This window comes from Escherichia sp. WS3063, from assembly GCF_046486595.1.
GTDB classification, from domain to species: domain Bacteria; phylum Pseudomonadota; class Gammaproteobacteria; order Enterobacterales; family Enterobacteriaceae; genus Escherichia; species Escherichia coli.
Window position 1 is genome coordinate 122,667 of record NZ_JBJQKY010000007.1, and the last position, 17,088, is coordinate 139,754.

General features: G+C 49.7%; 25 protein-coding genes and 1 tRNA gene. 8 read left to right on the forward strand and 18 right to left on the reverse strand.

Annotated features, from left to right (window positions below; genetic code table 11):
- Positions 1 to 44 precede the first annotated feature (44 nt).
- From ACJHYW_RS09510 to ACJHYW_RS09540, 7 genes are read right to left on the reverse strand one after another with little or no spacing between them, the layout of a single operon-like run.
- Positions 45 to 380 carry a hypothetical protein gene (locus ACJHYW_RS09510; protein WP_000012377.1) on the reverse strand — a complete coding sequence of 112 codons (336 nt, stop codon included), beginning with the start codon at positions 378 to 380 and terminating at the stop codon, positions 45 to 47.
- A gap of 10 nt (positions 381 to 390) precedes the next feature.
- Positions 391 to 828 (reverse strand): Bbp16 family capsid cement protein, encoded by a 438-nt coding sequence (locus ACJHYW_RS09515; protein WP_001550151.1) that lies wholly within the window; start codon positions 826 to 828, stop codon positions 391 to 393.
- Between the two features lie 51 nt (positions 829 to 879).
- Positions 880 to 1,866 carry a major capsid protein gene (locus ACJHYW_RS09520; RefSeq protein WP_000111619.1) on the reverse strand — a complete coding sequence of 329 codons (987 nt, stop codon included), beginning with the start codon at positions 1,864 to 1,866 and terminating at the stop codon, positions 880 to 882.
- A gap of 14 nt (positions 1,867 to 1,880) precedes the next feature.
- The gene (locus ACJHYW_RS09525; RefSeq protein WP_343460923.1) at positions 1,881 to 2,576 is read right to left on the reverse strand and encodes a peptidase; all 696 of its coding nucleotides are present in this window, start codon (positions 2,574 to 2,576) and stop codon (positions 1,881 to 1,883) included.
- Between the two features lie 2 nt (positions 2,577 to 2,578).
- Positions 2,579 to 2,875, reverse strand: coding sequence for a hypothetical protein (locus ACJHYW_RS09530; RefSeq protein WP_000133160.1), 297 nt, complete (start codon positions 2,873 to 2,875; stop codon positions 2,579 to 2,581).
- Complete coding sequence (locus ACJHYW_RS09535; RefSeq protein WP_000852414.1) at positions 2,872 to 4,551, reverse strand: portal protein; 1,680 nt, start codon at positions 4,549 to 4,551, stop codon at positions 2,872 to 2,874. Before ACJHYW_RS09535 ends, ACJHYW_RS09530 begins: the two co-directional genes overlap by 4 nt.
- 14 nt (positions 4,552 to 4,565) lie before the next feature.
- Positions 4,566 to 4,772 carry a hypothetical protein gene (locus ACJHYW_RS09540; RefSeq protein ID WP_000335899.1) on the reverse strand — a complete coding sequence of 69 codons (207 nt, stop codon included), beginning with the start codon at positions 4,770 to 4,772 and terminating at the stop codon, positions 4,566 to 4,568.
- Positions 4,773 to 5,199: 427 nt separating this feature from the next.
- Between ACJHYW_RS09540 and ACJHYW_RS09545 the strand changes: the two genes are divergently transcribed.
- Both ACJHYW_RS09545 and ACJHYW_RS09550 read left to right on the forward strand, forming a co-directional pair.
- Positions 5,200 to 5,276, forward strand: a tRNA-Arg gene (locus ACJHYW_RS09545).
- Positions 5,277 to 5,498: 222 nt separating this feature from the next.
- On the forward strand, positions 5,499 to 6,317 hold the full coding sequence (locus tag ACJHYW_RS09550) for a hypothetical protein (RefSeq protein WP_000787773.1): 819 nt from the start codon (positions 5,499 to 5,501) through the stop codon (positions 6,315 to 6,317).
- Here ACJHYW_RS09550 and ACJHYW_RS09555 read toward each other — a convergent pair.
- From ACJHYW_RS09555 to ACJHYW_RS09605, 11 genes are all read right to left on the reverse strand, one after another.
- Positions 6,314 to 7,789 (reverse strand): hypothetical protein, encoded by a 1,476-nt coding sequence (locus ACJHYW_RS09555; RefSeq protein ID WP_000132535.1) that lies wholly within the window; start codon positions 7,787 to 7,789, stop codon positions 6,314 to 6,316. The two genes, ACJHYW_RS09550 and ACJHYW_RS09555, sit on opposite strands and share 4 nt — an antisense overlap.
- Positions 7,786 to 8,496: a terminase small subunit gene (locus ACJHYW_RS09560; protein ID WP_101918774.1), complete on the reverse strand. Its 711-nt coding sequence runs from the start codon at positions 8,494 to 8,496 to the stop codon at positions 7,786 to 7,788. Before ACJHYW_RS09560 ends, ACJHYW_RS09555 begins: the two co-directional genes overlap by 4 nt.
- Before the next feature lie 40 nt (positions 8,497 to 8,536).
- Positions 8,537 to 8,875: a hypothetical protein gene (locus tag ACJHYW_RS09565; RefSeq protein WP_101918773.1), complete on the reverse strand. Its 339-nt coding sequence runs from the start codon at positions 8,873 to 8,875 to the stop codon at positions 8,537 to 8,539.
- Between the two features lie 85 nt (positions 8,876 to 8,960).
- Positions 8,961 to 9,896: a DUF551 domain-containing protein gene (locus ACJHYW_RS09570; protein WP_410233356.1), complete on the reverse strand. Its 936-nt coding sequence runs from the start codon at positions 9,894 to 9,896 to the stop codon at positions 8,961 to 8,963.
- Position 9,897: 1 nt separating this feature from the next.
- A complete protein-coding gene (locus tag ACJHYW_RS09575) occupies positions 9,898 to 10,497 on the reverse strand; it encodes an ead/Ea22-like family protein (RefSeq protein WP_001609235.1) in 600 nt (199 codons plus the stop codon).
- The gene (locus ACJHYW_RS09580; RefSeq protein WP_112917498.1) at positions 10,494 to 10,967 is read right to left on the reverse strand and encodes an eae-like domain protein; all 474 of its coding nucleotides are present in this window, start codon (positions 10,965 to 10,967) and stop codon (positions 10,494 to 10,496) included. Before ACJHYW_RS09580 ends, ACJHYW_RS09575 begins: the two co-directional genes overlap by 4 nt.
- A gap of 61 nt (positions 10,968 to 11,028) precedes the next feature.
- Positions 11,029 to 11,373, reverse strand: a complete 345-nt coding sequence (locus tag ACJHYW_RS09585) for a DUF1064 domain-containing protein (protein WP_001231252.1) — start codon at positions 11,371 to 11,373, stop codon at positions 11,029 to 11,031.
- A gap of 117 nt (positions 11,374 to 11,490) precedes the next feature.
- Positions 11,491 to 12,276 (reverse strand): replication protein P, encoded by a 786-nt coding sequence (locus ACJHYW_RS09590; protein ID WP_112917497.1) that lies wholly within the window; start codon positions 12,274 to 12,276, stop codon positions 11,491 to 11,493.
- Positions 12,273 to 13,088: a DnaT-like ssDNA-binding domain-containing protein gene (locus tag ACJHYW_RS09595; RefSeq protein WP_001559621.1), complete on the reverse strand. Its 816-nt coding sequence runs from the start codon at positions 13,086 to 13,088 to the stop codon at positions 12,273 to 12,275. Before ACJHYW_RS09595 ends, ACJHYW_RS09590 begins: the two co-directional genes overlap by 4 nt.
- A 15-nt stretch (positions 13,089 to 13,103) precedes the next feature.
- Complete coding sequence (locus ACJHYW_RS09600; RefSeq protein WP_000402896.1) at positions 13,104 to 13,304, reverse strand: hypothetical protein; 201 nt, start codon at positions 13,302 to 13,304, stop codon at positions 13,104 to 13,106.
- 150 nt (positions 13,305 to 13,454) lie between these two features.
- Positions 13,455 to 13,685, reverse strand: coding sequence for a hypothetical protein (locus ACJHYW_RS09605; RefSeq protein WP_001282457.1), 231 nt, complete (start codon positions 13,683 to 13,685; stop codon positions 13,455 to 13,457).
- 154 nt (positions 13,686 to 13,839) lie between these two features.
- Here ACJHYW_RS09605 and ACJHYW_RS09610 point away from each other — a divergent pair, with 154 nt between their 5' ends.
- The 6 genes from ACJHYW_RS09610 (at position 13,840) to ACJHYW_RS09635 (ending at position 17,026) form a co-directional block, all read left to right on the forward strand.
- Complete coding sequence (locus tag ACJHYW_RS09610) at positions 13,840 to 14,424, forward strand: helix-turn-helix domain-containing protein (protein WP_000836290.1); 585 nt, start codon at positions 13,840 to 13,842, stop codon at positions 14,422 to 14,424.
- A 153-nt stretch (positions 14,425 to 14,577) separates the two neighbouring features.
- A complete protein-coding gene (locus ACJHYW_RS09615) occupies positions 14,578 to 14,730 on the forward strand; it encodes a hypothetical protein (RefSeq protein ID WP_001198620.1) in 153 nt (50 codons plus the stop codon).
- Between the two features lie 2 nt (positions 14,731 to 14,732).
- Positions 14,733 to 15,032, forward strand: coding sequence for a hypothetical protein (locus tag ACJHYW_RS09620; RefSeq protein ID WP_001102253.1), 300 nt, complete (start codon positions 14,733 to 14,735; stop codon positions 15,030 to 15,032).
- Positions 15,029 to 15,850, forward strand: coding sequence for a PD-(D/E)XK nuclease-like domain-containing protein (locus ACJHYW_RS09625; protein ID WP_089696447.1), 822 nt, complete (start codon positions 15,029 to 15,031; stop codon positions 15,848 to 15,850). The genes ACJHYW_RS09620 and ACJHYW_RS09625 overlap by 4 nt, the downstream gene beginning before the upstream one ends.
- A complete protein-coding gene (locus ACJHYW_RS09630; protein ID WP_047629882.1) occupies positions 15,847 to 16,728 on the forward strand; it encodes a RecT family recombinase in 882 nt (293 codons plus the stop codon). Before ACJHYW_RS09625 ends, ACJHYW_RS09630 begins: the two co-directional genes overlap by 4 nt.
- Positions 16,729 to 16,777: 49 nt before the next feature.
- Positions 16,778 to 17,026, forward strand: a complete 249-nt coding sequence (locus ACJHYW_RS09635) for a helix-turn-helix transcriptional regulator (RefSeq protein ID WP_087598114.1) — start codon at positions 16,778 to 16,780, stop codon at positions 17,024 to 17,026.
- Positions 17,027 to 17,088 lie beyond the last annotated feature (62 nt).

The following is a 17,088-nucleotide window of genomic DNA, read 5'->3' on the forward strand; positions in this document are numbered from 1 at the left end:
TCCTGCAATAAAGGGGCCGAAGCCCCTTGTCTGATTCGCGAGGCTTACACGCCCAGTTCTTTACGCTTATCTGCGATCTTCTCGCGAAGCGTTTCTGCTTTGGCGTTATGGTGTGGCTTCTCGTTAAAGAGCAATTCGTACTCTTCACGGAGCTTATCCAGTTCACCATCATCTGACACATCGTTGATGATTTTGGTGCTGGTTGCTGCCATTGACACCTTTCCCGCTACCTTTGCTTTTGCCTGTCTGGCTGCATCGTTAACAGGTTCCAGTGCGCTACCAGGCTCACCTTCGTATTCGATTTCTGCCCCCTCCGGCCACAGAGTGTTATGGATATGAGAGAGGCGCAGAACGCGGTATCTTGGTTTCTCACCTGACATCGATATCACCTTAACCAGTTACTTTTGAGCGGATCGGGTACGGCGTATTGGCATCAACATCCAGACTGATACCCGCAGTGAATTTGCCGGCCGTTAGTGGGCCAGTTGCGACGGAGTAGTTAACACGCAGATATCGCTGAACACCGGCTGGCACCTTTGCAGAAACAACTCGCTTACCTGCTGTCAGGGTGGCCTTTGCCAACGCACCACTATCATAAATAGTGGTCCAAGAGCTGTTATTCTCACTCGTCTGCAACTGGATGTTTACAGTTGCCTCACCACTTGCCGTGGCGGCTTCGTTAACCAGCCCCCAAAACTCAAGCGGGTAACCCACACCGATATCGCGACGGTTTCCATCAATTGGACCGAGATCGATTACGTCAGTAGAAGCCGCGGTATCAGTTACCGCCTGTGCTTCGGAGAACATCAACAGTTTGTCGGTGATCATCTTCTTTCTCCATTAGTGGGTCTGTTACGACCCACAGGTTAATAACAGGCGTTACACCACGCGGGCTTCTGTTTCCAGAAGCGCATCAGTTTCACGGATTGGTACACCACGGAATGACGTCCACCACTCGCCTTCAGTCTCTTTTACGCTAATCGCCAGAGATGTTTTCTCCAGAGACTGCAGATCAAGAGCCTGGCCTACAGTGCGGTTCATGTAGAACACCGGGCGACCCATGCCACGGTTTGGAATGCGATGCAGTGCTTTAACCATCAACTTCGCAATATTTGCGGCAGAGGAAGGTTCTGAAAGATTGCTGACGTCGATGTTTGCAATGCGAACAACATAACGCCAGTCACGCAGAGCAAGTCCGTTGTCCCATTTGTAATGGGTACGGTAGCCTTCGTACTTGCCGCCATTAGCATCTTCCAGTGTCACCTGGCCTTTATCTTCCATCTGAATGCCAGCCTTCTGCCCTTTCGGGAAGATGCCATGCACGGTGTTTTCGCCCCACACCACTAACCAGATTGAGGTGTTATCTGTGCCCGTGCCACCAGCATCAATGATGTTCTGAGCATTACCTGCAGACAGGCTGGAATAGCGGGAGGACAGTCCCATAAACTGCTGAGGGTTAACGCTGGAATCACCATAAAACAGCGTCTGCGCCATCTGCTGATTCATCGCTTCAATAAATGCGCGGTCTTCAGACAGGCGGAATTCGGCGGTATTGCCGTTCAGATCAGCCAGTGACTTATCGACTTCAGCATAGGTTTCCAGCATGCCAACGGAATCGGTTACCTGCACTGTGGTTGATTTGCTTGGCTGTACGCCATAGTTCAGCAAACGCCAGGTAGCTGAAGGTAAACCAGAACGAATGGTGGTTCGGTGTCCGGTAGGAAGGTTCCCTTCGACAAAAGGCATATCCTGAAGGATCGGGTTAGTTTGACCGAGAAGCTCGATAATCTTATCGACTTTCCCGTTTGGATCGACGCGCTTACCCCAGTCAGCCAGCGTTAGCGCAGTTAAGCCTTTAACAGACATTGTCATTTCCTCTCTTATTTGCCATAGAGCACTTCGGCCGCACTACGCTGGCCTTCATTACCACCGGTGACCATGCCATCTTCAGACATCGCCTTTCCGATTTTCACGAACGTTTTGACCAGATCAGGGTGATTACCCAGCCCGGTGGTGTTCAGATATTCTTTGAGTTCAGGTGTCCCGAACTGGTCAAGCGCACGCTGTGCGGAGCTAAGGTTAGAAATCAACTTGTCGCCACCGATTTCTTTGTCAGCTTTTACATCCGCAGCCCACTGCTCGGTTGTTTTCTGCCAGGCTTCTGCCTGGCGCTGCTGAACACCTGCCAGAATCTTCGGATAAGCATCAACCAGCTTTTGCGCTTGCTCGTTGGTCAGGTTTAGTTCTCGCGCCACCGGCTCGAATTCCTTTAACGCTTCTGTATCCAGTTCTACGCCTTCGGCAGCCTGAAACTCGTACTTCTCCGGCGCACCATCCGGTTTATCGCAGTCCTTTTTTTCACCCTGCTTATCGCTTTCAGGCTTTTTGTCATCAGCAGGTTTATCGCCATCAGCAACAGGTTGCGGCTTATCACCTTCTTGTTGTGATGGATCACCAACTGGAGCAGGGTTATCACCTGCAGGCGCTGACGGTTCTGACGCAGCCGGAGCTGCTCCACCATCGACTGGTTGCTCATTGCAAAGACGGCGATACAGCAAACGCTCAAATAAATTCATGATCACTCCTGTTCACTGGCCTCTTTGGCCATCTTCAAATACTGTTCAGGGCAATGCGCCATAACGCGCTGAAACAGTTCCAGCGCCAGATTGCGTTGCCCCTCATTAAATGCCATTGCCATAGCGTCCATCGGTGAGATAGCGGAAAACACACGGCCTTTCTCCAGCACCGACCAGACAACGCGACGCCCCTGTTCACTGCTCATGACAAAGCGAATGTCATCAATTTCACGCTGTGCCATGTCACGTTGCTTACGAGCGTTTTCTTCTTTCAGTTGATCATCTTCGTAATCTGTCATTGTGATTGCCCACCCTGACCACTAACTGCATTCGCCATAGCTGACAAAACACTCGGATCCGAAGTTTTAGCTTCGCTTAGCGTCTTGGCACCCTGTGCCGCCGCCATCCCCATCGCCATCATTTGTTGCTGCTGTTGTTGCTGTGCCCGTTGCTGGCGAGCCTGCTCAACCTGTTCCTGCGGAACAATGACGGTTGGAGACACTCCGGACATATCAGCGAATGCATCGATCGCCTGATCAACGTTGAGTTTGTCGAGAGCTTCTGGTTTCGCTTGCGCAAGTTGACCAATGAAGTTAACCGTGGACGCCAGACTGGACAGGCCGATAGACTTCTGCGCCTGAGCCATGACGGAAATGTATTCGACCTTCAGGGGCATACCTTCCATCGCGTCAGGCGGTGGCGGCAGCATGTTTTTACGCACCATCATCGAGAAAGCGCGGTCAATGAGAGGGTTAAGACATTCGTCGTTCAGACGCTCCAGAACCGGCCCCAACATCAGAAGTTTTTCTTCTTTCATTTCGATCACCGCTTCAACAGGCATCGAGCGGGTATTGATGTTCTGCAACATCATGAACAGATCGACAAAGTAGGCGCTGTTAATGATTTGACGAGTGTCCTGAATGTCTGCTACCAGATCTGCTGTACTGGGGTTAACCAGATAAGCAGGCCTGAAACCATCCTGACCAGTAATCTGATCGATATACGTGATGTCGCCAGGAAGAAGGGAGGCGCGCTGATTCTTGAGGGAAGTCGGAGCAACCATCGGCGGATTGGTGGCTTTATCAATCAACTGCGACTTGCGCTTCTGGAGAAGCTGCAATGCCTTAACAGGTCCAAGCGCCAGCATACCCGGGCATGATGATCCATAAACATCTTCGCCATTAACTTCCCAGCGCGGAGCCATAATTGGAAACTCATCAAATCCGGACTCACGCAACAACTTGTCGTTATCGCCACCAACCTCGTAATAAACCGATTTGAATGGCTTGTTCTTGCTATCCAGCTTCGATGTATCGCGGTCAATGTTCGGGTAAACCGAATGCATCACGTCAATCCACTTCTCGTAGGTGCCGCTTTCCCACATGCTTTTTACGGATTCGCTGACGTTATTTAGCCCGAACTCCTGAACAAGCTGACGAACAGTCATAGAGAACTTGCGAAAACAGGTGTCCACACTGCCACGAGGTGAGTTAGCCAGGTAGTAACTGCCTATCGGGAATGGCATTGTGCGAATGATGTCCTCGTCATCCTCCAGCACCGCCATTGCACCAGTGCTGTATGTGCCGAGGCTTCCGTATAACTGCGGAAGAGACTGGTAGAGATTCGACTTATTGAACATATCGTTCATGCGGTTCTGCACCGCCTCGAGCCACAACTTAACAGGACCATAATCCATCATTTCAGGATCTGGCGTAGCCAGGCGAAACCACGGACGCGCAGGGCTTGTGATGCCTGACATCATGCCGCTGGCGAGAGTGCGCGCCGCCATAGTCCCGGTCGAATCAATAATGCGTGTATTGCGTCGATCGTTACGGTTGACTTCAGAAGTCAGAAAGCGGGAACCACGCGGGTTGATGTAATCACTCAACTCGCGCCAGTGCGGCTCGAACGACTGACGCTCGCTTTCAAGTTGTGCGAACTGTTTGTTCAATCGCTCTTTAGTTGTTTCCGCCATTTCAATGACTCCGGTTACTGACCAAGCAGCGTTTTACCGCTGGTATTAGCGGTTGATGTGTCGCCCTGAGAACCGGTAAGCAGCGTAGAACTACGACCAGCAGCAGCGCGACGGCGACGTGTTTCTTCGTCGCGGGCATCAACAACGGCGGCATCCTGCTCCTGTGGTGCTGCCTGAACTTCTGGTGTTGCAGGCACTGATGGTGAGCTACCCATGCACATATCAATGACTCCGTACGCAATTAAATTATTACCAATTTAACCACATATGATTTATTTATCGTAGAAGGTTGACATTTGACGCGTGAATTATTACCTTTCAGGTAACCAAAGAGCTCATTCTGGTTACTAACCTGACTGGCTTGTCGTTAAATTAAACAGGTGGAGTGAGCTTTTATTTTGAGCAGTACGGCGTATGGCACATGCGCCGATAGCGGTCTGGATACGTTTAAGGGGCACCCTCCCTTGCTCGGGCAAACGAACCAGGTAGCCGGAATGTGCAAGTCGAGCGGTTTTATTCCGCGCACGGGGATTCACCATCCCGGCGATTCGGTGTGACGCCTCGGAAGAGACGAGGGTACAACGATGAGAGCATTTATGGAGCCGCGACAAAGTGTGGCGCCTTAACAGGCTAAGTGCTCTCAGCGTTGTGGCATTAGCTCAGTTGGACAGAGCAACCGCCTTCTAAGCGGTTGGTCGCAGGTTCGAATCCTGCATGCCACGCCAGAATCACGCCTAAGGACCGTGATGCCAGAAGTTCCAGGTGCTTGGCGGTGATGGTTTCCCTTGAAGGACTATCACCGCCCTTTTTACAGCAGGACGCCATTGCGATGACTTCATGCTGTAAACCCGTACAGCCACGGAAGGCATAACTCATTGCTTCCAGTTCGCCCGGTTCGCCGGGCATTTTTTTGCTTGATGACCGCAAATTACCTTAAAGGTATAATCATGAAAAACTTCAAGGTAATTAGCATGTTTGAATCGTTTAAAGAGCTGTTTTTATCTACTGCCAATACTGCCGTGAATCGAGCCAAAAACCCTGTGCTTGGTGCTTTTGTTATGTCCTGGTGCGCCTTCAACTGGAAATCAATTCTTTATCTATTTTTTAGCAAATCAAACATAATAGATAAAATTTCATATATCTCAGATAACAGCACATGGAAAACTGTTATGTTTTATCCATGCTTATCTGTAATTGCTATCTGCTGCCTATTACCATGGGTAAACAATATCATTAACGTATGGCAAGCAAAGCCTCTTGATAATAATGACTCAATCGAAAATCACCTGAAGGCAAGAAAAATCCAGCGTGAAACCAGACTGCAGAGGTTATTGGCTAAAAAAGATGTTACATACGACAAAGTTAAGACTGGCGCGGAAAAAGACATCCAAGAGATGAAAGAAGAGATTATTCGATCAAAGAATAGTATGGGGGAATTGACTGCTGAGTTGAAAGCTAAAGATGACGAATTGAGATCCGCCAGTGCTCAGTTAGCAGCTCTAAATCATTCATTAAAAGAGATATCGGAAACTCTTGGAAGAATGAATGAGGCATATAAGACCCTCCAAAATGATTTCGACGAATACAAACTCAAATACCCTGAAAAATCTCAAATAAAAAGCCTTGCACTTGGCAACGGCCAAACAATTAGCAACTTTTTGGAGCAACACAACTTATCCGGATTAAAATCTGGTAAGCCAAACGTTTTTAATAACTTTGGTGTTCTATCTGGATTATCAGGTTTCGAGGATAAAAATAAAGACTAAGCATATGGATCGTACTCGGTAAGCGCCTTGCCTTGCTGGTTCTGCTGCCCGGGAAGTCGCAGGCGCTTTGACACCGGGAAAGCAAACGTCAGCAGTAGCGCATCGCCTTTACCAGGCGAACGCCCAAGCCGCTCTTTGATATCTTCCTTCGGTTCGATAACGATTTTACCGTCCACACGAACTTTGTACTCTGCCGCCGACAGGTCGTCTGCAGTTTCCTGGTCATCCAGCATGCCGCCGAGCCTCAGCCATGTCTTGCATGAGTTGAACATCTCCCCACGCTTGTTGAGCATCTGCGGGTCAGTAGACGCGCCACCGAACGGAACAAGTTGCCATGTACGACCCCAGCCGTCACCGATTGACTTCAAACCGGTTCCGTAACCGAAGTCGATGAACACCGCGTCAGCCTGATACTGGTCTTCAAAGTCAGCGATACGCTTCGCCATAATCAGATCGTCGGTAGTCTTGTTGCCAGTCCACAGCACCTTACTGTGTAGCCCCTGCCGCAGGTATATCACCGCGTCATCAACGCCTGAATATGCCGGGTCAACACCGATTATCACCGGAGCATGCGCCACCTGCGCAGCGGTCACCACCCGTTTCATTGCCTCATCAGTAAGACCGGTAGGGATAAACTGCAATTCAGATGCATCAGGGAATATGCCGCGCACACGGATTTTAACGAAGTCGCTGTCTTCCCCGTAGTCATCAACCCATTTCTGCAACTGCTGTTTGTTAGTGCCTTCCACCGTTCGGCTGTCAATCTGCGCAGTTTTCCAGCGGTGTTTATATTTGCGGAAACATTCGCGGAAACGTCCGGTGTTACGTGTAGGGTTTCCGAACGCCACCCAGATAATCTCAGTGTCTTCGTCCGTTAGCGCACCCTCGGCAACTTCCCACACCAGATCCGCAATGTTCGACGCTTCATCAAATACCACGATGATGCGTTTACGCTCGTTGTGTAGTCCGGCGAATGCCTCAGTGTTGTGCTCAGACCAAGGGATTGCGTCAGCTCGCCACCGCTTGTCGTGCCCAGGATCATTGCTGTACATCGCGGTAGCGGTACAGGTAAACCAGTCTTTCGTGATAGCAAGGTTCGACCACTTGATAATTTCCGGCCAGGTCTTAGTTCGTAGCTGGTTGTCGGTGTTGGCGGTCACCACGACCTTACAATCCTCGCAAGTGGACATGCCCCAGTTGATCAGCATTGAGATGAATGCGGATTTACCAATACCGTGACCAGAAGCGCGTGCCAGCATAAGCGGCTGATAGCGCGTCTCTGGATTCTGCAGGTGATCACGTATCTCTCGGAACGCATCAGCCTGCCACTGACGTGGGCCGGTGGCATGTGCCAGTTCAGTCCCCTCTTCCCCCCACGGGAACGCATAGAGGGCATAGCCAAGCGGATCGTGAGTGAACCCTGCAATATCCTCGATCAACTGCTCTTCAGGAGATAACGCTGTATCTGTCACTGATTACCATCCTGACGTTCTTTGAGTCGCTTCCTGGCTGCTGCTATGCGATCAGCAATTGTCACATTCACATTAACATCCAGACGTTCTTTGAACGCGTTAACGTCGACGTGCTTACCGATGAGCTCGAGGTTTTTCACCTTGTCGGGCCATTTCACCTTCTTCAGGATATGCTCGACATCCTCAACAGAGAGATCCGCCTCGCCATTCTCTTTTTGCAGGGAAGCCTGGGTTGTCTTGATGGTAGCGATATCCATAGCACTGAGAGAGGTACGCCAGACCTTCGGCCATTCAGCGATCGGCTTCATCCCGCCGTCATCGTTCAGTATATCCAGCACGTCCATCTGGTCGATCTCCACCAGGCGCATGAGAACGTAATCAGCACTGACGCGCATTCGTTTGTTGCGCTCCTCCATCAACTCGGCAATCCGTTTTTGAATGCGTTCATCGCGCATCATGACACTGGCTTTAACTGCCGCTGTATTTGGGGAGAATCCTGCGTTAATCGCTGCCTGAGTCTGGTTTTCAGGCGTTTGGATGTATGACTGGCAATAAGCCTCCTGCATTGCTGTTAGTGGCTTAAATTGCGTTGATTTGCGTTTATAGGTTTTAGGTTCAGCAGGCATCATAACCACCGTGGTAATTGTTACCGTTGTGGTAATAGTACCATGCAAAATAAAGCCGCCATAGTTGGCGGCAGTATTCAAAACACATCAAATTCATCATGCATAATCTACTCGTGACATGTCACACTATTAATTTCGTTTCATGCCATCCTTTAGTCACCCAGCATTGCGAGTCACCATTGCACGGGCATGAATTAACTGGAACTCTCTCGCCGCACTTACCGCAACGTTTTCTGCTGATCGATTTTATACGCCCGCGCACGCGTGCATCATCCTGGAGGATCAGTAACGCTATATACTCACCAAATTCGTAAGGCGCACGCCCGGGGCGACGCGTGGCGCAGTTCCGCTCCAGCATTTCAATTTCCTGAGCATCAAGCACAATCTCCAGCTTACGTACACCGGATGCAGCTTGTCTGGCTCTCTGATCGGCTTTGCGCTCTGCTGCTGATTTAGCCATTACCATATCCACCCAATTTCACCAGACATGATTCTCGCAATCACTATCATCACCAAAGTGATAATCACAACTTTAACTGGCGGCATTATTCACCATCCTGCTCCGGCGGTTCTGGTAGTGGCATCCAGTGAGTTACATGTGCCCCGTAATGATTCCAGAACGACGCAACTGGCGCACTGTCTCCATCAGGGACAACCCAGTAATCGTGATGAACTTTATTATTAAGCCCATCAAACACCAGATACTCTTTACAACTTCCGGGAATGTTCTCAGGCATTCGCTCACTACAGCTTATCCAACCATCCGGAGTTACCGGAGTTGGTCCATCGAATTCGGGCATGTCAGGACCTTTTCTGATAGCTTTAGCCAGCTCCAGCGGGTCATCGTAAAGCCAGTCGCCAGTTTGTGGGTGATTTGCTTCTGCAAGCTGCGCAGCCCATTCAAGACCATCTTTTTGACCTTGGAGATAATCAAGCGGCAACTCTTCATGATTACTTGCAGGTTCGGCACTATGAAGCATGGCGGTGCGGCAGGCGTTCCATATTTCGGCAGCAATATCGCGCTCGCTATCGGTTAATTTGTACGTGGAAACATAGCCAGAGAGCATTTCTACGTTTTCCGGAGTTGCTTCTTCCGGCACTACCGGCGCTGGCGGAGTGGTATATAGTTTTCGACATTTGTATATCCAACCGGCATGGTCAGGCGTGTCTGTAAAGCGCAAATCGTCTTCGTAGCACTCACGACTTCGTTCTTTCCATTCCGTCCACGGAACACCGCTATTCCAGGTGGGGCGAGTGCAGGACTGAAACAGAACAGGCTCTGATTCCAGCGATGCCAGCACAATTCGTGCCAGCTCACGCACAACTTCAGGGGGCGCGTGACGGTCATTCAGGTCATCCCACAGCCGTAGCATGTTATCGCTATCAGGGTTAACATCCTCGTTAGTTCCGGCCAGCGCACTAATAACCTCATCGGCTGCTTCAATAATTTTCTGTGCCTGTTCTCTGGTAATAGTAGTCATATCACTCTCCTTTGATGCGAATGCCAGCGGCGCGTGGCACATTAACTTCCACGATGCGCACTGTTGGTTTGTACATCTCAATCGCTGTCAGCCAGTCAGCTCCTGTCATGCGCTTTTCCGCATCGCCATTAGTCCACTTAACCGGTACACCAATAGCTTTCATCGCGATTTCTATTTCCCCGGCAATGGCGCTTTTTCCGCAACCAGTAAAACCAGATACAACGACAAGAACTTCACCTTTGGCTGGTTTTATTTCCCGTGCTTCCAGTTCAGCAATACGCTTACTCCCATCAGAGATAACACCTTCGTAATATTCACGCTGCTCGTTGAGTTTTGATTTTGCTGCCTCCAGTTCGTCCAGTAGTGCAATCACATCAGGGTCACTGTCATCAACTACTGTTACGCGTGATTTTTCATAATGTTCGTCGGCAAGTGTTCGACCAATTTTGAAATCTCCATCACCACCATAACCGGAGCAGGCATAAACGACATGTGCTCCAGATATACGCTGTATTGACATTTCCTCGCCACAAACAGAGCATTCAGGTACTGGCTTAGGTGAATAACGTTCCCGTAGCGTCTGATAGTCAATCTTGCTCACTGGTTGCCTCCTTTGCGAAGCTGGGCAGCAAAGTCAACTAACCACTCAGTCATTTCAACCTTCCCTACCAGGTCTGAACCAGGGTGCATACAGCAATCACTCTGCGCCGCTTTGAAATCCTTATACTCATATTCTTGGACCACCAGATTTTTTGCAGCTTCTATAGCAGCATCCACCCCCTGCGCCCGTACTTCAGCCAGGAAAGCATCGGTGGCTGGGGTTTCCGTGAAGTTGTCCTCCCAACCGTAGTACTCCTGACGACAGAAGTTATTAAATTCCTTCTCCGACTGTTTAAGCGCCGCACTCTCCGCTGCCAGCGCATTAGCACGCACCAGTTGCACTTCCAGTTGCGTTGCCAAATCGCTGAGCAGCTTTGCCACACTGCGCATATCAACGGCACCACATTCTGCTTTCAGTTCCGAAGCCATCTCATGCCCGGCGGCAACTAACCCTTTGATATTACTTTCCATCTTTACCCTCGCTTATCCACATAACTTATTGATTACATTGATAACTAAAAAGATCGTCGATTCAGAACTCTTCGATGTTCCAGCCACCACCTGCTTTCTTTGGTTTAACCGTTACCCCGATGATTCGGAACGGATACTGATCTGCGGCGACTTTGGTTTTCACCCTGGCGTCGTCGGTCCAGAAACCTTTCACTTCGTGCAGTTCCATCTCTCCGGTGGCGAGCATCACAGCGAAATCTGGCGTATAGAACGTGTTGTCAGCTAACCGCAGCTTGATACCCTCGAATCGATACCAGGCGATTTCCCCTGCACGTTTACGCAGCTCAAGGTGCTGGCAATACGCAGATTCAGTTTTGTTCATCTGGCCTGTTTTGAGTCGACCAAGAGCCTGTATCTGTTTTCTCATGATTTACCTCTGAGGTAATTAAAAACCACATAAGACATGAAATCAATAGAGTTTATAATATTTTGTTACCTAACAGGTAATTATCGAGGCGTAAAAAAATGCGCTATCGCGCTGGTATTACTTGATAAATCCTGCCGCCTTTCCCCGCCTGTATTCCTCCATCAGCCACTGCGCCGGTGTTATTCCCCCAAGGGTGGCGGCGTTAGGCATGCACCCGAAACTTCGCCCTGGTGGATGGTAAACGTCTCTCCCTGTGTCCGGAGGTGTACTCATGGGCTCTGGCTTTGCCTGTATGCTGATCACCGGATCGGGTATCTGCTGTCCGGAAGCCACCTTTTTCGCCCAATCATCGAGCAGCCTGCGCGCGTGTTTCTCAACCTCAATCTCGCTAAGCTGGCGCTGATACATTGCACGGCGGGTATCACATACGACCCAGTACATAACCTGATGTCGCCACGGGAATCTTTCGGGACCACCAGGATATAAACTTTTTTCCTTGCTGTACCGGTGAAACTCCGCCATCACATCGTCAATGGTGACGCCAAGAACCATCTTGCTGTCTTTACACCACTTGATGAATTGCCCTGGCGACGGCCAGAACGGAGAATCACTGGCGCGGGCGTGGCGCATACCAGCAGAAACCTGTTCACGGGTTCGGATCCCCCCTTCGGCAAACGCAGCAATCCACTGCTGTTTTGCAGCAACTTCCTGCTCTGGCGTCTTCAGGTTGGTTACCACTGCCGCCGGAAACAGTTGTTTCAGCTGTTTGAAAAGGGCATCAACAAGCCTCTCTGCTGACATGTTCACTACGTTGTCATTGTTGGTGTACTGATGCTCATAACCTGACATGCGAGAAAGGGCTTCTCCGTCACGGTTTTGTATTGCGGTAAAAACGTTGTTCACAAGAAATCCTCCCACGCTTCAGGGCTGTTCCAGTGCGGAACGTTGTTATCAGGTAATGTTGATTGCTTCTGTCTGCTAATCTGCAGCCGCCTTGCCAGCTTCTGCTCCCACTGTGCCTGATGGTATGCCTTACCCTCAGCCATCCAGTAAATTCTGAACTCTGCAAGTTCCTGTGCCGTTGGCAGACTGTCCAGGTAGATCCCCTGCAATGAGCTTTTCCGAAGAAAGTCATCTGATGGCTGCCATTGTTCATGCATGACAAATTTGCCTAATTGCCCTGGCCCACCAGGAGGAACAAAGTTATTCATCACGGCGTTGTTTGCGCCGGGGTCATGATGCACAGAATCCCCGTTTTTTGTCCTGCTCTCCCTCTCTTGGTTAAATGACTGGTTATATGACTGGTTCTGGATCCCGTTTTTGGGATCATTCAACATCCCGTTTTTGGGATCATTCAACATCCCGTTTTTGGGTATATTCCCGTTTTCGGTAACATTACCGTTTTCGGGTTCATTGCCCCCCTCTCGGTTGCCTTTAATGTTCCCGTTTTTGGTTATATTAAGAGAGAAAACCCGCACTCTTTTTGTCGCTCCCTTTCTCTCCCCGGTATCTGAAATAAGCCCCATTTTCATGAGCGATATAAGTCCGGCCTGCACGGTTTTTTTATTCAGGCAAGTGTCTTTAACGAGGCGTTCTATGCTGGGGTAGCAGAGGTTATATTCATCGGCTCTGTCAGCCATCGAGAGCAGTATGAGCTTTAATGACGAGCTACCTGGATCTGTCTCCCAGGCCCAATCTGTTGCATGTCTGCTCATGATTAATCTCCGCTATCAGCTTGAATGTTGTGGGGAGGAATTAATCATGATCTGCTTAATCTCTGCCCTGATACGACGGTTTGATTCCATGGTGCACTCAACACAGTGTCCGTTGTAAACCCAGCGTTCACTGTCATGTCCGTGCTTACATGTTTTTCCGGTGTAGTAGCGTTTAAGTCCGCGCTTTGCGGCATCAATACGTGTAATGATTTCCATGGTAAGCCCTGTTATTAGTATTGGGATTACGGTTATTTTGTGCTGACACAAAAAAAAGATCAACCACATTTGGTTTTTTATTACCTTTGAGGTACGAATAGATATGAAAAGACCGCCGGATGGCGGTCTACAGAGGGTTGTGGCTGGATATCATGAGTAGAAGAAGTATGCCAGTTCTGCTTTTGAGCGCAGCCATTGTCTTGATTTACAGGCTTTAAAAAGCCCATCCATCAATACCTTACCTGGCATTTTGCGCTTACCTGTTAAGTGAGTCTGGATATAGTGACTCGTCGTTCCGGCTTCCTGTGCGAAGGCTTCACGCTCATCCGGAGTAAGTGCAAGCCAGTGCTTTTTGAAATCGAAATGTCCGTTATCGCTCATAGCTATTGCCTGATATTTATTTCAGATAATAAATATTCACCTATAAGGTAACAAAAATCAAGGATAGTTACCTATGAGGTGCATTTACCTGTTGGGTAATATTGCTTTAAATTGAATCATCTTCTGATTCAGATATGAGGCGATTTTCCAGAAAATGAAAAGTATCCAGGACGTCCGCAGGCAAAATCTCAACGACTTGATCGACCGTGAATTCAATGGTGTTCAGACGCGGATGGCTGAAAAACTTGGAACTCAGGCAAATCTGGTAAACCGCTGGGCTCTTGGCAAGAAGGTTATCGGCGACCAGGTTGCGCGAAAAATTGAAGCTGCCGCCAATAAACCCCGTAACTGGCTTGATATCGATCGCTCGCTTTCTCAGGAAGGTTTTCAGCCTGTCGGCCCGAGTGATATAGGTCAGCTGGCTGCTCACAACCTGGAACGCTGGATGAGCGAAAGCCGCGACCTTTCAACGCAGGGAAAACTACACCGCGCATCCGGCGTCGCCCAGGTGACAATCAGCCGCCTGTTAAACAATGAGGTCAGCGTTTCCATTTCCACCCTGGAGAATGTTGCATCCGCATTCGGGCGTCATGGCTATGAATTACTGATTCACCCGCACGACCCTGCGACTATCAACTATGACCGCTCGCGCTACGCATTGTTACCCGAAACCGAGAAAGCAAAGATCGAAAGTTACATTGAATTTGTCATCAACCAGAACGAAAAAAACAAACAATAAAATCATATTTTTCAGTAAGTAAGCCGCCTTCTGGCGGCTTTTTTATTGCCTACTCGATTACCTAACGGGTAATTTTTTTAACTCATATCTATTGACATCAAACCAGATACGCATAATTATTACCTCAACGGTAACAGACCGAGGTAACAAGTTATGCAGTGGAAAATCATCAACGGTTGGTACTGCGTTACTGCATGCGGATTCATGAGCTGGAAGTTCCGCACATTACAGGAAGGCATTAAGTGGGCTTTCGTCAGCAAAGAAGCTCGCGATGTGGCCAACGATAACGAGATATGGGAGGGCTGATAATGAACGTTAATCAGCAGAAAAATCTTCAAAAAATCATGCTGGCATTCGACAAGGACTACCGCCTGTCAGAACAGCTATATGACCGACAAGTTGAACTGATTGAGAGTATCCGGCTTCATCAACTGGCATCAACTTTTGACGTTGTAACAGTTAAAGGCGTTCGCCAGGAAGTACTGGAGGCCGCTAAAGACAGCCCTGAGTTCGAAGAACTAATGGATGCCTACCGGCGCGAGGCAATGGCAATTATCGCCCGCTGGGATCTGGCTGATCAGATTGATGGGCAGAGGGACGCGGCATGAATCCGGGAATTTATTTCGATATCAGCAACGAGGACTACCACGCCGGTGACGGCGTGAGTAAGTCGCAGCTAGATATGGTGGCTAAGAATCCTGCCCTTCTGAAATGGGTGAAGGCTGCTCCGGAAGACGAAGAGAAGAAGTCTGCACTGGACATGGGTACTGCTCTGCACTGTCTGCTTCTGGAACCTGGAGAGTTTGACAAACGCTTCATCGTTTCACCGAAATTCGATCGTCGGACAAAACAAGGTAAAGCTGACGAAGAGGCATTTATTCGTGATGTAGCGGATATGGGGATTTCGGTACTTGATGCAGAGCAGTGGCGAAAACTGGAGCTGATGCGTGATAGCGCAATGGCTCACCCGGCGGCACGCTGGATGTTGGAAGCACCTGGTTACTGCGAAGCATCAATGTACTGGAACGATGAAGAGACGGGTGAGTTGTGCCGAATTCGTCCAGACAAATGGCTGAACGAGCACAACGTGATCGTCGACGTGAAAAAGGTTGCAGATATGGACCGTTTTGCACGCCACATCGAGGAATTCCGCTACCACGTGCAGGACGCAATGTACCGCGAAGGCGCAATGAGGGTTACTGGTCAGCCGCATGGTTTTTTCTTTCTTGCCGTGAGCGAAAGCATTGATTGTGGTCGGTATCCGGTACGCGTGTTCGAGCTGGATGCGCCAGATGTCGATGCTGGGCACGCTCTGTTCCGCCGGGATCTGAATACCTATCACGAATGCCGCATCAACGATGAATGGGGCGGAGTGGAAATTATTAAACGCCCTGACTGGGCACGTAAACAGGATATGTACGTATGAGCAATGATATCGCAATCACATCACAACCAGGCGCAACTGTAGGCACTGCTGCGGCAATCTTCAGCCCCGAGGGCATGAATCAACTGGTGCGTTTCGCGGAGTTGATGTCACAAAGCAAAGCGACTGTACCGAAACATCTTGAAGGCAAAACTGCCGATTGCCTGGCGGTGACCATGCAGGCGGCACAGTGGGGAATGAACCCTTTCGCCGTGGCGCAGAAAACGCATGTGGTAAACGGAACGTTAGGCTACGAAGCACAGTTGGTAAACGCGGTCGTATCCTCTTCCAGCCTGCTGGCGACACGCCTGAATTATCGCTGGAGCGGTGACTGGTCGAATGTTAACGGCAAAACAGATAAATCACCGAATCTGACGGTAACTGTGTCAGCAGTTCTTAAAGGAGAAGCAGAACCCCGTGAGCTTACCATCAGTATGGCGCAAGCAGGAGTGCGTAACTCTCCATTGTGGGAACAGGATCCGCGCCAGCAACTTGCCTATCTTTGCACGAAACGATGGGCTCGCCTGCACGCTCCTGATGTACTTCTCGGTGTTTACACCCCAGACGAATTACAGGAAACGGCACCGCGCGTTGAGCGAGACATTACTCCGCAAACGACCACTGCTGCGGGAATGAACAGTCTGATCAACGCTAAACCAGCGAAAAAGCCTGATGAGCAAACGCGTAAAGCGGATAGCCGTGATCCAGAAGAAATGCTGATGGCCTTTACCAGCGCAGCGATGAATTACAGCACTGTCTCCGAACTGGATAAGGCTTACAAATACATTGCACAAAAACTTTCAGATGATGACGAACTGCTGGCAAAAGCCACCGACGTTTACAGCGTTCGTCGGGAAGAATTAAACGAAACATCTATGTAACCACCACCGCGGCGCCATACGCGCCGCACTGCAACCAAGAGAGGTATTTATGAAAGGTGCATTAGGTAAGAAGGAACTCCTGGCGGTGGTGCCACTGTCATGGAGCACTATCGACCGTATGGAGCGCGCAGGGGAATTTCCTAAACGCTGGTATATCACCGATAAACGCTGCGCATGGAACCGTGATGAAGTTGAGCGTTGGCTTGATGAACGTCAGGCAGCAAGCACGGCAGAGTTCCAGGGTAAAAAACCTCCTGTTCAGCAACGTGTATATCGTCCTGTGAGCAACGCTGCATGAGTGCGCTGCTAAGGCACTGGAGCAAATGGTCAGGATGGTACTTATTCCTGGCCTCTGTTTCA

Coding starts and splice junctions, on each gene's coding strand:
- ACJHYW_RS09510 (WP_000012377.1), bottom strand. CDS start 380: ATGTCAGGTGAGAAACCAAGATACCGCGTTCTGCGCCTCTCTCATATC.
- ACJHYW_RS09515 (WP_001550151.1), bottom strand. CDS start 828: ATGATCACCGACAAACTGTTGATGTTCTCCGAAGCACAGGCGGTAACT.
- ACJHYW_RS09520 (WP_000111619.1), bottom strand. CDS start 1,866: ATGTCTGTTAAAGGCTTAACTGCGCTAACGCTGGCTGACTGGGGTAAG.
- ACJHYW_RS09525 (WP_343460923.1), bottom strand. CDS start 2,576: ATGAATTTATTTGAGCGTTTGCTGTATCGCCGTCTTTGCAATGAGCAA.
- ACJHYW_RS09530 (WP_000133160.1), bottom strand. CDS start 2,875: ATGACAGATTACGAAGATGATCAACTGAAAGAAGAAAACGCTCGTAAG.
- ACJHYW_RS09535 (WP_000852414.1), bottom strand. CDS start 4,551: ATGGCGGAAACAACTAAAGAGCGATTGAACAAACAGTTCGCACAACTT.
- ACJHYW_RS09540 (WP_000335899.1), bottom strand. CDS start 4,772: ATGTGCATGGGTAGCTCACCATCAGTGCCTGCAACACCAGAAGTTCAG.
- ACJHYW_RS09550 (WP_000787773.1), top strand. CDS start 5,499: ATGAAAAACTTCAAGGTAATTAGCATGTTTGAATCGTTTAAAGAGCTG.
- ACJHYW_RS09565 (WP_101918773.1), bottom strand. CDS start 8,875: ATGGCTAAATCAGCAGCAGAGCGCAAAGCCGATCAGAGAGCCAGACAA.
- ACJHYW_RS09570 (WP_410233356.1), bottom strand. CDS start 9,896: ATGACTACTATTACCAGAGAACAGGCACAGAAAATTATTGAAGCAGCC.
- ACJHYW_RS09580 (WP_112917498.1), bottom strand. CDS start 10,967: ATGGAAAGTAATATCAAAGGGTTAGTTGCCGCCGGGCATGAGATGGCT.
- ACJHYW_RS09585 (WP_001231252.1), bottom strand. CDS start 11,373: ATGAGAAAACAGATACAGGCTCTTGGTCGACTCAAAACAGGCCAGATG.
- ACJHYW_RS09595 (WP_001559621.1), bottom strand. CDS start 13,088: ATGAGCAGACATGCAACAGATTGGGCCTGGGAGACAGATCCAGGTAGC.
- ACJHYW_RS09600 (WP_000402896.1), bottom strand. CDS start 13,304: ATGGAAATCATTACACGTATTGATGCCGCAAAGCGCGGACTTAAACGC.
- ACJHYW_RS09605 (WP_001282457.1), bottom strand. CDS start 13,685: ATGAGCGATAACGGACATTTCGATTTCAAAAAGCACTGGCTTGCACTT.
- ACJHYW_RS09610 (WP_000836290.1), top strand. CDS start 13,840: ATGAAAAGTATCCAGGACGTCCGCAGGCAAAATCTCAACGACTTGATC.
- ACJHYW_RS09615 (WP_001198620.1), top strand. CDS start 14,578: ATGCAGTGGAAAATCATCAACGGTTGGTACTGCGTTACTGCATGCGGA.
- ACJHYW_RS09620 (WP_001102253.1), top strand. CDS start 14,733: ATGAACGTTAATCAGCAGAAAAATCTTCAAAAAATCATGCTGGCATTC.
- ACJHYW_RS09625 (WP_089696447.1), top strand. CDS start 15,029: ATGAATCCGGGAATTTATTTCGATATCAGCAACGAGGACTACCACGCC.
- ACJHYW_RS09630 (WP_047629882.1), top strand. CDS start 15,847: ATGAGCAATGATATCGCAATCACATCACAACCAGGCGCAACTGTAGGC.
- ACJHYW_RS09635 (WP_087598114.1), top strand. CDS start 16,778: ATGAAAGGTGCATTAGGTAAGAAGGAACTCCTGGCGGTGGTGCCACTG.